The 15,197-nt window shown below is 55.8% G+C and carries 10 protein-coding genes; 8 read left to right on the top strand and 2 right to left on the bottom strand.

The window, feature by feature from the left end:
• Positions 1-299: 299 nt before the first annotated feature.
• A complete protein-coding gene (locus OLX72_RS15245; RefSeq protein ID WP_114870485.1) occupies positions 300-1,388 on the bottom strand; it encodes a PLP-dependent cysteine synthase family protein in 1,089 nt (362 codons plus the stop codon).
• 145 nt (positions 1,389-1,533) lie between these two features.
• Entirely contained in the window at positions 1,534-3,264 is a 1,731-nt protein-coding gene (locus OLX72_RS15240; RefSeq protein ID WP_433990467.1) for an adenylate/guanylate cyclase domain-containing protein, read from the bottom strand.
• 658 nt (positions 3,265-3,922) lie between these two features.
• Here OLX72_RS15240 and OLX72_RS15235 point away from each other — a divergent pair.
• From OLX72_RS15235 to OLX72_RS15200, 8 genes are all read left to right on the top strand, one after another.
• Positions 3,923-4,210, top strand: coding sequence for a hypothetical protein (locus OLX72_RS15235; RefSeq protein ID WP_162798059.1), 288 nt, complete (start codon positions 3,923-3,925; stop codon positions 4,208-4,210).
• A gap of 204 nt (positions 4,211-4,414) precedes the next feature.
• Positions 4,415-5,566, top strand: a complete 1,152-nt coding sequence (locus tag OLX72_RS15230) for an alpha/beta hydrolase (RefSeq protein WP_433989010.1) — start codon at positions 4,415-4,417, stop codon at positions 5,564-5,566.
• A gap of 590 nt (positions 5,567-6,156) precedes the next feature.
• A complete protein-coding gene (locus tag OLX72_RS15225; protein WP_114870490.1) occupies positions 6,157-6,798 on the top strand; it encodes a DUF4386 domain-containing protein in 642 nt (213 codons plus the stop codon).
• A gap of 81 nt (positions 6,799-6,879) precedes the next feature.
• Positions 6,880-7,938 carry an IS110 family transposase gene (locus OLX72_RS15220; RefSeq protein WP_114868711.1) on the top strand — a complete coding sequence of 353 codons (1,059 nt, stop codon included), beginning with the start codon at positions 6,880-6,882 and terminating at the stop codon, positions 7,936-7,938.
• Positions 7,939-8,373: 435 nt separating this feature from the next.
• Positions 8,374-9,540: a beta-aspartyl-peptidase gene (gene iadA, locus OLX72_RS15215; RefSeq protein ID WP_114870492.1), complete on the top strand. Its 1,167-nt coding sequence runs from the start codon at positions 8,374-8,376 to the stop codon at positions 9,538-9,540.
• Positions 9,541-9,595: 55 nt separating this feature from the next.
• A complete protein-coding gene (locus OLX72_RS15210) occupies positions 9,596-10,483 on the top strand; it encodes a cyanophycinase (RefSeq protein WP_433989009.1) in 888 nt (295 codons plus the stop codon).
• A 22-nt stretch (positions 10,484-10,505) separates the two neighbouring features.
• Complete coding sequence (cphA, locus tag OLX72_RS15205; RefSeq protein ID WP_433989008.1) at positions 10,506-13,301, top strand: cyanophycin synthetase; 2,796 nt, start codon at positions 10,506-10,508, stop codon at positions 13,299-13,301.
• A 14-nt stretch (positions 13,302-13,315) separates the two neighbouring features.
• The gene (locus OLX72_RS15200; protein WP_114870495.1) at positions 13,316-15,052 is read left to right on the top strand and encodes a Mur ligase family protein; all 1,737 of its coding nucleotides are present in this window, start codon (positions 13,316-13,318) and stop codon (positions 15,050-15,052) included.
• Positions 15,053-15,197: the final 145 nt, after the last annotated feature.

Below are 15,197 nucleotides of genomic sequence, written 5' to 3'. Positions count from 1 at the left end.
ATCAACGCTTTTTTCTTAGAAATCAGGCGCCATCCACGTAGGACGGTGCGAACCGATGCAGCTATGGCGGTTTTTGCATGAAATTACAGGCCAAGTCAGGTCAGGTCAGGTCGGTGAAGAAGTCAACGCGTTGCTGCGCAACTCCTTCAAAGCGACAGTTCGCAAAAGACGGAGAGGTAACAGTCCATTCCAGATTCTCGCCGCGCCTTATTCAGATGTCCCGGTTACAAACAAACTTTCCATTCTAACAACAACTTCAGCTGTCACTTGCCCAAAAAGACTTTTGCAACACCACATTTCTATTCGCTGGACATCTGCGCAGACGGGGTGGAAAGAGACATCTTGCGTTCTTCTTCCGTCATGTCATCCTCTATCCCTTCGAACAAAGGTGTTGAGAGATACCGCTCACCCGTATCTGGCAGCATTACCAGCATCACAGATCCGTCCGGCGCTTTCTCAGCAAGACGCATCGCAACCGCGAACGTCGAGCCACCAGAAATTCCAGTAAATATGCCTTCCTGAGCGGCAAGTTTTCTGGACCACTCAATGCCTTCGCTGCCCGGGATAGGGATCATCTCGTCGTAATACGCGTGATCGATCGCTTCCTGCAGTACCCAGGGGATGAAGTCAGGTGTCCAGCCCTGAATAGGATGTGGTTCAAAATTCGGGTGGCTCTCTGTTGGCTGATTGGATTTGTTGCGTTTGTTCACATAACCCGAAGTTACAATGGCCGCATTGGCTGGTTCAGTCAGGATGATCTTTGTCTCGGGGCGTTCGCTGCGTAAAACGCGAGCCACACCCGACACAGTGCCACCTGTGCCATAGCCGGTGATCCAATAGTCTAGGCGTTCTCCTTTGAAGTCGCCCAGAATCTCGCGCGCGGTCGTGGTTTCGTGGATATCGGCATTGTCTTTGGTTTCAAATTGGCTGGCCAGAAACCAATCATTCTGTTCGGCCAATTCCTTAGCCTTTGTGTACATGCCGAACCCCTTCTGAGCCCGTGGCGTGAGAACCACTTTGGCACCAAGAAATCGCATGAGCTTTCGTCTCTCGATCGAAAAGCTGTCTGCCATGGTGACAACCAGAGGATAGCCTTTGGCTGCGCAAACCATTGCCAGACCGATGCCAGTGTTGCCCGATGTTGCCTCCACAACGGTTTGTCCGGCTTTCAGCCGTCCATCTCGTTCAGCGGCCTCGATGATATTGAGAGCAAGGCGATCTTTTATCGATCCACCGGGATTGAAGGCCTCACATTTGACGTAAACCGAAATGTTGTCAGGCGCGATGTTGTTAATGCGAATGCAAGGCGTATTGCCGATCGTGTCGAGTACGCTATCGTAGCGGCGGCCCTGCCCCGTAGTGGATCTAATTGTCACCTGACCCTCCATAGTCTGCTGAATGCCTTGTGAGCCTGCCACAAAAACCGCTCACATGAAAGTTGATGATTTGTGCCAAAGGTCAATCGCAGAGCAAGTTACCCATTGGCGCACAAGATGACTAATGCCATGCAATCTTACTGCTGCACGCAACACTTCATCTCAAAGGAACACCGACAATCGCCATCTGCTTGCCGATCCGCTCAAGCGCCCTCGGAGAGAATACCATTGCTTCCTTGAACCGCTCCACGGTCATGTTGGGGTGCACCTTCATCAGTGTTCGGGCTGACGCGCGGGCCTCTTCTTCGCGTCCGGCGCCAAGCAATGCGGCGCACAGGTTCCGGTGGACCCAATGCGCGTTGGGACGCTCCTCCAATGCCCGCAGGAACAAATCCGCAGCGCGATCATCTTCGCCTGCCACTTGGTGGGCGCTCCCCATACCGACTAGGTTGTTGAAATTCATCGGATCAAGCGGACTGAGACGCATCGCACGTTCGAAGTACTGTTTGGCTTCCTCTGAGTGGTCCGCGTATGTCTCAAGCCAACCAAGGCGGCTCAACGTCCAGGCCGCGTTTGGATCAAGTTGTATCGCCCTTTCAAGAAGGACCCGCGCAGCACCATAATTTCGCGCAAATGTGTGAACGGTGCCCAGTACGGCCAGGATCAGTGGATCGTCCGAAGACATCTGCGCCGCCCGTTCTGCACGAGACAGCGCCTCTGCCCTGGCATGGCTGATATCGTCGGCCCAATTGTAAACAGAACGCTGCGCCCAGCACCATGCAGCCAGCGCAAGCGCAAGGGGATAGTCCGGATCGATCTCAAGAGCTTTGTCGAGCAGGCCGAGCGCGGTTGCTGCGGCGCGTTCTTCCAACATCCAGACATTGGGCATAGCGCGCATTGTAAAATCATAAGCCCCCAGGTCTTGTGGCGGCTTACGTCGAGTGCGTTCAATCTCGGCAAATTGGATTGAAGGCTGAATGGCACCGGCGACCTGCTCGGTGATCTTGTCTTGAAGATCGAATATATCGTCAAGCGAGCCGTCGTATTTGTCAGCCCAAAGATGCGCGCCGCCATCCGTTTCGATCAGCTGCACCGTAATCCTCACCCGGCTTCCGGAGCGCTGAACGGAACCTTCAAGCACATATTTAACACCCAGTTCACGCCCGATTTCCCGAACATTGATATGCCTGCCTTTGTACGCGAAGGCCGAATTGCGAGCGATGACAAAGAACGAGCGTATGCGCGAGAGCGTGGCGGTAATCGCCTCAACAACGCCATCGGCAAAGTACTCCTGCTCGGGATCTCCGGACATATTGTCGAAAGGTAGCACTGCGATTGACGGCTTATCGGGGCGCTGTGGGGGCGGGCGCGCACTGCCTTTGCGCTTTGTCTTCTCGGCCATACTAGACCAGCGGAACACGTGCACTGGGCGTGGTATGTTCTTCAATTCGTGCGCACCGTCGTCAACAAAAGAAGCGTTTATACGGCCAACCAAATGTTCGTATGTGCTGGCACTGAGGCAAATGCCGCCGGGAGATGCGATTTCTTGAAGCCGCGAGGCCAGATTAACGCCGTCGCCGAATATGTCGCCATCCTCGATAATGATGTCGCCAAGGTTCAGGCCGATGCGAAGTTGCAACAGCGGCTGTCCCTGTGGGTCGTCTGCGCGCGCTGCCATCTCGGTCTGAATCTCGATTGCGCAAGCCGTTGCATCCACAACGCTGCCAAATTCAACCAAAGCACCGTCGCCCATCAACTTGACTACTCGACCGCCATGAACCGAGACGCTGGGCGCAAAAATCTTTCTACGGATCTGGTTCACGGCAGCAAGCGTTCGGGTTTCGTCGGCGTTCATCATTCGTGAAAACCCAGCGACATCCGCGGACATAATCGCAGCAAGTCGGCGCTTGACGGCTGGTTTAGTCACTTTCTTCTCCGGTTCCGCACTTGAGACCTAACAAACCTGCCTCTTACATCCGCTCATTTGCAAGAAGAATTGAAAGTATTCGGAACGTTTGAAGCCGGACACAGCAACTTAGAGGTTTCCAACCCAATCGAACTTTTTGCATCTTTTCGAACCAACTTAAATGTGGATGACACCATAAGGGCGCCGCACGTGCGTCATACTGTCAGAAGCGGACCTTAGACGAAGACACAGCATCAGTCGAATTGGGCTTCAAGGCGACATTTGATTGAGACCTTCAGTTAACCACTTTGAAGGGCTTTCCAGATGGCGGGCGAGAGCTGTCGACGGTCCATGTAACACTCGCACCTGCTCCCTTGCCAGAAGACCCCTCTCGAAAAACGACCTTGGAAAAATCTGATTGCTCACGCCGGTCCCCTGCCCTGAATACTTCGAACTTTCATTCCCCCTTGAGCGGGCCTCCCGTTGAACCTCTTTTCGTACATCGTTTTATTTATTTTCTGCACTTCTTGAAGGCGTATGTAAAAACACCATATCCCATCCATCCAGGCGTGAGGCTCCGCCCGGCGACTGCAGAGCGCGGGGTCGCGCCGAGAGTGCAATCCTCATCTGGACATTAGAAATGCGTTTATTATTAGCAGCGGCATTGACCGCAACATCGGGAATGGCCTGCCTGGCTGACGAAACCGAAGGGCACGTTCTTGCGTACGATCGCAAGGCGGGCATCGTTGTACTTACCGATAAGACAGTCTGGAGAATATCCGACGAACTTACACTTCCTGACGACCTAGGACGGGGTGATCGTGTGCTCATTGAATACGAAACAGCCGGTGAGGACGGTCTGACGGCAATTGACGAGATTACCCGCCTCGCCGTCGCGTTGCCTGAAGGTACAGACGGGGGCAGCTGACCTCTGAAATCGTCGCGTTGTCGCGCCCTTGCGGCAGGTCAAAGGTGCAAAAGACTGCATCTTTGACCCTTTTCTCAAACCAAAACTGATTAAACTGGGAATGCCGCGGCGGTTGCCAACACAGTTTGTGGCAAAGAGAACTGATCGGATGCGTACAGCTCTCATTTCTGAGCTTATCCAGACAAGAAGAACAAAGTAACCGACATGCAATTTCGCACCTCAGGACCAGAGAAATCGTGGTTTGTGTTTGTCATTTCCGTTTTGCTGTTTTCAGCTTTACTCTCGGGGTGCTCATCCCGCGCGCAAGTCGTGCCTACGCCGGTTCCTGAAAACTTGGGATTAGACATACCGGTTTTGATTGGAACGACCCGTGCCCGCGATTCTGATGGACTGTGGTCACCAACGAAACGCGACATTCTCAACTTCGCTCGTATTGACGTATCTGTGCCGCCCGTGCGTCGGCCGGGGCAAATAAAACTACCTGGCAAAACCACGGACCCGTCCACTGATTTCTTGACCCGGCAGGTTGTTTATTTCGACGGGAAGCCCTCATTTAGAAGTGCGATAAGGCAACGATTACGAGAGCCTGGGCAGGCCGGACGCGAGGTAATCGTGACCGTTCACGGTTTCAACAATACCATGGGCGACGGTGTCTATCGCACCGCTCAGATGATGCGCGACCTCAGCATAACAGGCGTGGTCGTTCATTATTCGTGGCCGTCCATTGGCGATCCTCTTGGCTATGCGGCTGATCGTGACAGCGTATTGATTGCTCGGGACGGTCTCGAACAACTTTTCGTAGAATTGAGGAAGGCGGGCGCGCAACGCATTGTAGTTGTCGCCCATTCGATGGGGTCACAGCTAACAATGGAGACGCTGCGGCAGATGGCAATACGCGGGAACGACGATGTTCTGTCGCACATAAATGGAGTTGTGTTGATGTCGCCTGATCTGGACGTCGCTCTGTTTAGAAGTCAAGCTGAAGCAATCGGCAAACTGCCACAGCCTTTCATTATTTTTGTATCCAAGCGAGACCCGGTTCTTGCACTTTCAGCGCGCCTTACAGGCCAACCAAACCGATTGGGGAATACTCAACAAATCGAAGATGTTGCTGGCCTGGAAGTCACCATTATTGACTTGAGCGACGCAAGCGACGCTGAGTCAGCTCATAGCGCTGCCCTGAGTTCGCCTTCAGTACTGAAGGTCCTGGAACAGGCGACCACCTCTGTTCGTAGAGCGCTTCAGACCGATCCTACCGGCCGCACTGGAATTTTTCCGGGGTCAGTTCTGGTCGCTCAGGAAGCGACAGCTGTGATACTGGCGCCGGTGAGTGTGATCGGGAGATCAATAAATTAGGGCGCCCATTCGCCTGAATTCGCGCAGTTGATTTTCTATCACTGGTGGATGCTTTATATCGTCGGTTCTGAAGTTCTTTTTTGCCAATCGGTATATGCTTGACCACTTTTGGGTTCTCGTTGGCCGTTAAGCGGACAATGCACTTGGGAGCAAAACGAACGAATGCTTTTGTGAACGACGTTCCTTCCGACAATATCCCGCTTCTTACGAGCCATAACTTCAACAACAACTCCAGTCTGCGCCCTTTGAAAAGCTCAAACACCCAGCTTCCGAGCGGCGCGAGTTACCCGGATGATCAGGGGCTGGAAAGGACGCAACAGCCGCTGACACCGAACCGACCTGTCGGGTTGGGCGCGTTAGCCACGAACGGGGCGAAGCTGCCGTAACCTCGATCGCGATGCATGGTGGCCAAAAAGTAACCAACGATTGATCGCGTAAAAGCGCACAGGCCATTTCGATGCACACAAACCAACAAGATATGTACCGGACAATAACGCCTGCAAGAAGACATCTATGACTTGCAAGAACCTGGAATAATGAGCGAAGAAACGTGCCATATTGGGCTTTCGAACCAGTGAAAGGGTGCTGACATGAAACTGTCTCATGCTGATCCCAGCCTCGTACGTCTTGCCGGCGCGCTTTATTTGGCCATCATTCTATGTGGCCTTTCCGCCGAATTACTTTTGCGCGGCCCCTTGCTTCAGGGCACGCCAGATCAAATCGCGCAAGCGCTTAGCGCTAATATTGGACAGCTTCGTCTGAGCCTCATTGCCGATACGGTGATGTTGCTGGCGGATATTGCGCTTGCCCTGATTTTTTTCGGTCTTCTGCGACATATCTCCCAACCTTTGGCGCTTGCCGCAATGGTGTTACGCTTGGGGCAAGCCGTGCTCATTGGCGCCAGCCTGATGGCCCTTGCAAGTGTACCGTCTTTGCTTTTGGACGCGCCGCGCATCGCGGTGCACATGACCGAATTGCACGCAATTGGCTATGACATCGGGTTGATACTTTTTGCGGTCAACAGTGGGATCATGTCTGTCATGCTTTGGCGCTCGCAGGTGCCGAAAATGATCGCTGCGGGCATCGCGGCTTCGGGCGTCGTATATGCGACAGGAAGCCTGGCACGCCTTATCGCGCCCGACTGGGTCGTAAACATCGAACCTGCTTACTTGATCCCGATGATCGCTGAGAGCGCCCTATGTCTCTGGTTGCTCATCCGAGCACGGGTTTGAGTCACGGTCAGCTAATGGGATGTACCGGCTGCTTCACCCAGCAGGTTAGGCTTGGCCTATACTGCAAAAAGGAGAAGTAGCATGGCGAAGAATGATTTTGATGAGCTGATGTCAGTTGGCGTTGATATCGGCAAAGACGTATTTCACTTGGTTGGCTTTGACAAAGAAGGTCGGCTTGTTTTGCGCAAGAAGATCAAACGCATGGCGTTGGTTGCGACGTTTGAGGAGCTGCCGCAATGTATTGTCGGGATGGAAGCTTGCCTGAGCGCGCACTTTGTCAGCCGAACGCTGAGCAAGATGGGGTTCGAGCCCCGGATCATTCCCGCGATTTATGTGAAGCCTTTCAACAAGGGCCAGAAGAACGACTACAATGACGCTGAAGCTATTGCAGAAGCCGCTTTGCGTCCCAATCTCAAGACGGTATCGGAGAAGACGCAGGAGCAGCTTGATCTCCAGGCGCTGCATCGCGTTCGGTCACGGCTTGTGTCACGTCGGACAGCAGCAATGAATCAGATCCGGGCCTTTCTGATCGAACAGGGGATCACTGTCCGACGTAGTGTCGCGGCTCTGCGCGCCTCGCTCGAAGCCATTCTTAGCAATCGCGGCGACGAGATGTCCTTGCGGATGCGGAGATTGATCCTGGGGCTCCAACAGGATTGGATATGGCTGGATAAACGGATCGATATGACCACATCTGAAATCAAAGAGGTCAGCGAGACCGAGGAAAGCTGCCAACGTCTGATGACCATTCCGGGCATCGGGCCAATCATCTCAACGGCTGTGGTTGCAGCTGTCGGGACCGGCGAGGCTTATGATCGGGGGCGAGATTTTGCGGCTTGGCTGGGGCTCGTTCCGCGACAACACAGCACCGGCGGGCGCACCATCCTGGGTCGTATCACAAAACGAGGCAGCCGGTATCTCCGCATGCTGTTTGTGCAGGCCGCGCAGGTCATCATGATGCGACCGAAGAACTGGCATAAGTTTAGTTTTGGCGCATGGTTGGAAGCCGCCGCGACGCGCATGCAGCACAACAAGCTCGGCGTGGCGCTTGCCAATAAGCTAGCGCGGATCGCATGGAGTGTTCTTAACTCAGGCAAGGACTTCGATTGGATGGAAAAAGAATTGGCGACTGCGATCTGATCACAGCCGCAAACGACGTTCGTAAACCTCAAATGCATGGAACAGAATAAAAACGCACTCAAAGTCTGAGAGCCCGAATGGTCATAATCGACCTGTCCGCTAATGAGACAAAGGCGCGTGCGTACTCCCAACAGGGCCACGGCAAGCAACACAAGCCGATCCAAAGGCCGGATACATATCAGCGACTTCCAGAAGACATGCAATTGAACACTTGCGAACAGCAGCCGGTACATACATTCGGGCTCAAAGCACCCCTTAGCTGCGCCTTCAAAAGAAAGCTGCTCTGCGGAACAAACCTTCCAGCCGCTTGCTATTTCTAAGTGTCCGCTGCTGGCTACAGACCCACATCTGTGCTTTCTGCGAAATTGGGGATGGTTCTTTTGCTGCCTTTTGGTGCAAGAAAGGGTGTCTTCGCTCGTGATACGGATATGAAACGTGTTGAAACTCATCAAGAATGCGCGCCTCTACTCACCCGAGCCAGTTGGTTTGGGCCATATTCTTACCGCGGGTGAACGCATCATATACATCGGTAGCACGCAACCCGAATTGCCGGATCAGCTTCACGCCGAGATCTTGGATGTCGAAGGTGCAGCGGTTGTTCCGGGTTTGATTGATGGACATGCGCATATCACCGGCGGTGGCGGCGAAACCGGGCCAGCCAGCCGGGTGCCGCCGATGTTCCTGTCCTCCTTTACCCGCGCCGGTGTCACCTCGGTCGTTGGGGTATTGGGCACGGACGATCTGACGCGCAACACGCAGACGCTGGTTCAGCAGGCCTATGGGCTGCGCGAAGAGGGACTTTCGGCCTGGTGTCATACCGGTGGCTATCACGTCCCTCTGACCACCCTCACCGGTTCAGCCCGTGGCGATATCGTGTTCCTTGATCCCGTTATCGGTGTCGGCGAACTGGCGATCAGCGATCATCGGTCAAGCCAACCAACACTGGACGAGTTTCTGCGGATCGCAAGCGAGGCGCATGTCGCGGGCCTGATGACCGGCAAGGCGGGGATTGTGCATTGCCATATGGGAGACGGCGAGCGGGGTCTGTCGATGTTGGAACAGGCAATCGCGACCTGCGAAATCCCCGCGCGCGTCTTCAACCCGACCCACGTCAATCGCAACAAACCACTCTTTGAACAGGCCGTCGCGCTGGCGCGACACGGATGTTACATCGACGCGACAGCATTCCCTTGCGGGCATATCGATCCGGGTATATCGGCCGCCGATGCCTACATCCAATTCCGCGATCTGGGCGGTCGCGCGGACCGGTTCACCATCAGTTCTGACGGCGGTGGCTGCCTGCCGGCCTTTGACCGTGAAGGAAATCTGACACGGTTTGGGGTGGGATTGTCGGACACTTTGCCCGAAACGCTGCGCGAGCTTATCGACAAGGGAATACCCCTGCCCGAAGCGCTGGCTCCGTTGACGTCAAATGTCGCCGATCTGCTCAAGCTGCGCCGAAAAGGTCGTTTGAACGTAGGGATGGATGCCGATCTGGTGGTTCTTGACGAAAACACGACTGTGCGGCATGTGATGGCCCGGGGGGAATGGCATGTCCGCGATGGCCAGATGGCCCGGCGTGGCATGTATGAAAAGGTTTGAGCGTCCGCGCGGCCCCCGGTGGCTGCCCGTTCTAGCACCGGAAGGTAGTTAAGATATGTGCCCTGCACCCATTGATGCAGAGACCCCGCGCGGGTTCATCATTCCAATCGGCGGTGGTGAAGACCGCGTCAAGGAAATGCAGATTCACCGCAAATTCGTGGAACTGTCCGGCGGTGCGGATGCCGATATCATCGTGGTTCCGACAGCCTCGATGCTGGAAGAAACCGGACCGGATTATAACCGCATTTTCTCTGAACTCGGGGCCGGTCAGGTCGAGTTTTTGCCCATCTCGCGCCGCGCCGATTGCGACAATCCGGAATATGCCGAGATGCTGGACCGCGCCACCGGGATATTCATGACCGGCGGCAACCAGCTTCGGTTGTCGGCGATTCTGGGTGGCACACTTGTCGCTCAGAAAATCCGGCGGCGGAACGCGGCGGGTGTACCAGTTGCGGGAACCTCGGCCGGGGCTTCGGTCATGTCCGAACACATGGTTGCAGGCGGGAGCAGCAATTCCGCGCCAGCCGAAGGCAATATCACTCTGGCACCGGGTATGGGGCTGACCAATGCGGTCATCATTGACCAGCATTTCACCCAGCGTAACCGCATGGGGCGCCTGTTAACCGCCTCATCTTTCAACCCTTTTCTGATAGGGTTGGGCGTTGATGAAGACACGGCGGCATTCATTGGGCCTGATAACGTCCTTGAGGTTGTCGGCAGTGGAACTGTCACTGTGGTGGATGCCAGCCATCTGACGCATTCGTCGATGTGGGACGCCCGCCGCGGCGAGGCGCTGAGCCTTCTGGGACTTCGGCTTGACGTTCTGGGCGAAGGGTGCCGTTATGATCTTACCGCTCGCCAGGCTTTTCCGCCGGATGAGCATATGGCCTTCTGCACATTGCCTGAACTGTCCGGGGATGAAGTCGCCAGCGACGGGAAATAAAAGCTAACCAACGGGGAACTTCATGAAAATCATCTCGACCAATGTCTTTGTCGGCCCGAATGTTTGGGCAAGTTTTCCGGTCATTCGCCATGTTATCGACTTGGGTATTCTTGAAGAATGGCCTTCGGGGAAAATTGGTTCCGAGTATGTTGACGCGTTGATCGAGGCACTTCCCGGTCTGGCAGAACACGGCTGTTCCTATCGCGAACCCGGCGGGTTCATCCGCCGCTTGCGCGAAGATGAAGGCACCTGGCTGGGTCATGTGCTGGAACATTGTGCCATCGAAGTGCAGAACGTGGCCGGTTCAGATGTAACCTTTGGCCGAACCCGCGGCACTGGCGAACCTGGTCAGTACAACATGGTTTTTGAATACCGCCAGCGCGATGTCGGCCTGGATGCGGGCAAGCTGGCGATGGGTCTGTTGATGCATCTGTTGCCACCATCCCTCAAGGAGCAGGTGGATTACGACTTTGATCCGGATTTCAACTGGGATGACGAATTGCGCAGCTTTGTGCTGCGGGCTCAGCGCAAGGAATTTGGCCCCTCAACCAGTTCACTGGTCAAGGCGGCACAAGAGCGGGACATCCCCTGGATCAGGCTGAACTCAGGCTCGCTGGTGCAGTTCGGGCATGGGAAATACCAGAAACGCATTCAGGCAACCATCACCTCCGAGACCAAGCATATCTCGGTCGAGATTTCCTGCGACAAGGAAGATACCCACAATCTGCTAAACGATCTGGGCCTGCCGGTGCCGCAGCAGCGCATAGTTTATTCGCCGCGCGAGGCGGCAAAAGCGGCGGGACGTATCGGTTTTCCCGTCGTCGTCAAACCACTCGACGCCAATCATGGGCGCGGTGTTTCGATCAATCTGAACTCGGAATCCGAGGTTGAGGCGGGCTTTACCGAGGCCAAGGAACATTCTCGCAGCAGGGCCATTCTGGTTGAAAGCTTCGTCACCGGTTTCGATCATCGAATGCTGGTTGTGAACAACAAGCTGGTTGCAGTGGCCAAACGCGTCCCCGGACATGTCGTTGGCGACGGCACGCACACGATTGCCGAACTGGTCGACGTCGTGAACCAGGACCCGCGTCGCGGCATCGGGCACGAAAAAGTGCTGACCATGCTTGAACTCGACAATCAGGCCAAACGCCTGATGGAAATTGCGGGCGTGAACGAAGAAACCGTTTTGCCGGATGGCGAGGTTTTCTATCTCCGGTCGACGGCAAATCTGTCAACGGGAGGCACAGCCATTGACCTGACGGATGTGGTGCATCCCGACAACCGCGACATGGCTCAACGCGCCATCATGGCGGTTGGGCTGGATGTGGGCGGCGTGGATTTCCTGATCGACGACATAACCAAATCCTACAAGGAAATCGGTGGCGCCATCGTCGAAGTGAACGCAGCCCCCGGCTTTCGGATGCATGTGGCGCCGTCCGAAGGTCAGCCGCGCGACGTGGCCGGTAAAGTGATTGACATGCTTTTCCCTGCCACTCAGGAAACCCGCATCCCGATTGCGGCGATCACGGGCACCAACGGCAAGACTACGACAGCCCGAATGCTGGCGCATATCATGAAAACCAGCGGCCAGACCGTTGGTATGACCTCGACCGACGGCGTCTATGTGGACGGCAAACTGAGCGTCAAGGGCGACATGACGGGGCCCAAATCCGCGCAGATCGTGCTGCGCGATCCGGCGGTCGATTTTGCCGTAATGGAAACCGCACGCGGCGGGCTTGTGCGATCAGGTCTGGGTTATCAGCGCTCGAACGTGGCGGCGTGTCTGAATGTCTCGGCAGATCATCTGGGTCTAGGGGGCATAAACACGGTCGAGGAACTGGCCGTGGTCAAGCGCGTGGTGGTTGAAAGCGCAACGGATACGGCGGTGCTGAATGCCGATGACATCAATTGCCTGAAAATGGCCGACTACGCCGGGGCGGACCAGATATTCTATGTCACCACCAATCCGGGGCACAGTCTGGTCAAGGAACATATCAAGGCAGGCGGCAAGGCCATTGTGCTGGAAAAGGGCATGAATGGTGACATGCTGACCATCTATGACAACGGTCTTCACATCCCGGTTCTGTGGTCGCATCTGATCCCGGCGACCTTGGAAGGCAAAGCGATTTTCAACGTCCAGAATGCGATGTTCGCCGCCGCGATGGCCTATAGTTTCGAAGTGGATCTTGACAATATCCGCCACGGGCTGCGCACCTTCGACACCAGCTATTTCCAGGCACCCGGACGGATGAATGTCTATGACGAACATCCTTTCAAGGTGATCCTTGACTATGGCCACAACCCTGCCGCCCTGAAGGCGATGGCAGCGCTGGCCGATCAGTTGGAAATCAAGGGCCGCAGGCTGTGCGTTGTTGCGATGCCCGGCGACCGGCGCGATCAAGACATTGTCGATGGGGCCGCCGCGTTGGCCGGACATTTCGATCATTTCGTTTGCAAGGCAGATGACCGACGCCGCGGTCGCGGGCTTGACGAGGTACCGCAGATGATGCGTCAGGCCTTGATCGACAACGGTGTGGATGCTGCGGCCATCACGATCATCCCCGATGAAGTCAAAGCAGTGAATGCCGCGTTGGAACAGGCTGCGCAGGGCGATCTGCTGGTGATCTTTGGTGACGACACAACGCGCTGCTGGAAACAGATCATCTATTTCAATTCTGATGGTGAAGCACCCGAGGCCGCGCCGGTGGCAAGCCCCGCCGAAACCTCGTTCGAGGACATGTTCGAAAGCGACCAGAACCTGATCCGGGATGAGCGTGGCGTGCGTCTGGCCCGTGAAGTCAGCGAAGACGCAGATTGAGCGGAGGCCCCGGAATGGACCGGATCAAAGAGCTTGAGACCGCGCTGACCATTGAAAGCGCGACCTCTGACCATATTCAGGTGGATGATGCGCGGCGTCTGACCGGGCCGGGCCTGCTTTGGAACCGCCCCGGCGCAGTGGTGGACGTTTTTCTTACCGATATCGATGCCACCCGGGTCACCGCCCTGTGGGAGAAACATGCACGTCGGGTACTGGACGCGCTTGGCTGGCAGGAACAGCACCTGACCCACCGCATCTTTACGGGTGGGGTTAATCTTGCGATCTCGGCGCCCATGGATCAGCTCTATTCCGCGATCTTCGCGGCGCAAACCGCCTGGCATTTCTGTGCCGCTGAACTGTTGGCATCCGAGCCCGGAGATTTCGATCAGATGATTTCGGACGTCCAAGGCGTTATGGAAACCGAAGCCAATCCCGCGCTGATTGCCTTGATCGCGGCAGCACAGGCGCATGGTGTGGATATCCTCTGCGATGATGACGAAGTGTCAATCGGGCATGGCAAAGGCAGTCAGACCTGGCCGGTCGATGCGCTGCCCGCCGCCGACAAGGTGGACTGGCCTGCTTTGCACAATATCCCGATCGCGTTCATCACCGGAACCAATGGCAAAACCACGACAACCCGGTTGCTTGAGGCGATCGCGCGCGCTTCGGGCAGGGTCGCCGGGCTGACATCAACCGAATTTGTGCGCGTGGGTGACGATATTCTGGACCGTGGCGATTACTCGGGCCCCGGTGGCGGGCGGATGTTGCTGCGCGACAAGCGGCTGGAGATTGCCTGTCTTGAAGTCGCACGCGGCGGCATCCTGCGTCGGGGTCTGCCGACCCGCGCGGCCACAGCAGCGGCGGTCACCAATGTGGCGAACGATCATCTGGGGCAATACGGGGTCAACACTGTACCGGAACTGGCTCAGGCCAAATTCGCCGTACATCGCACGCTGGCCGAGGGTGGCGTGCTGGCCCTGAATGCCGATGACGGTTATGTACGCGCCGAGGCGGCGAATACATCGGCGAATTTCTGGTGGTTTTCGCTGGATGCGCAGAACGATCTGATCCGTCAGGCGCGTGATGCCGGCACCTGCTGCGCCTATGTGCGGCGAGGCGATATCGTCTTTTTCGACGGCACGGCGGAACAGGTGGTGATCGCCGTTTCCGATGTTCCCCTGACCATGGGCGGCGCTGCTAAATACAATATCCTGAATGCGCTGGCGGCCTTGTGCCTTGCCCTGGCACTGGGCCTGCCCGTTCAGGCGGCTCGGGATGGTTTGGCCGGGTTCAAGCCCGACGCCAAGGATAACCCGGGTCGTTGCAACGAGTTTTTGTACAATGGAGCACGGGTCTTTGTGGATTTTGCACATAACCCCCATTCGATTTCGGCCGTTTGCGATGCGCTGTCGAGCCTTCCGGCAAAACGGCGTTTCATAATGCTCAGCCATGCGGGGGACAGATCGGATCAGGATATCCGAGATGTAACTGCGACAGCGCTGAAATTCCAACCCGACGTTGTCGTCGCAACCGAACTTGAAGGGTATTTAAGAGGTCGCGAACTGGGAGAAGTCTCTGATCTGATTGAAAGGACAGCGTTGGAACTCGGGTATGAAGCAGAACACATACTCAGAGCAGCGTCGCCCACACAAGCCGCTTCAATGATACTAGAAAAGCTGGAGACGGGTGATGTCGCCTTGCTGCTGGTGCTGTCCGAACGTGATGCCGTTCTTTCGATGCTCGACAGGTAAAAACACGCAAGGCGCCAAAGCGGCCATTTGATCGCAGCATGGCAATTGGTAGTTTGGGTTCACAACGGTTGTTCGCTTCACATTCGATGAACGATCGCTGAGCGGTGTGGTTTCAACTGGTCGCTGCAACACATGCGTCAAACTT

The sequence above is a fragment of the Sulfitobacter sp. TBRI5 genome, assembly GCF_051013555.1.
Taxonomy (GTDB): domain Bacteria; phylum Pseudomonadota; class Alphaproteobacteria; order Rhodobacterales; family Rhodobacteraceae; genus JL08.
This window is presented reverse-complemented; position numbering and strand designations above follow the sequence as displayed.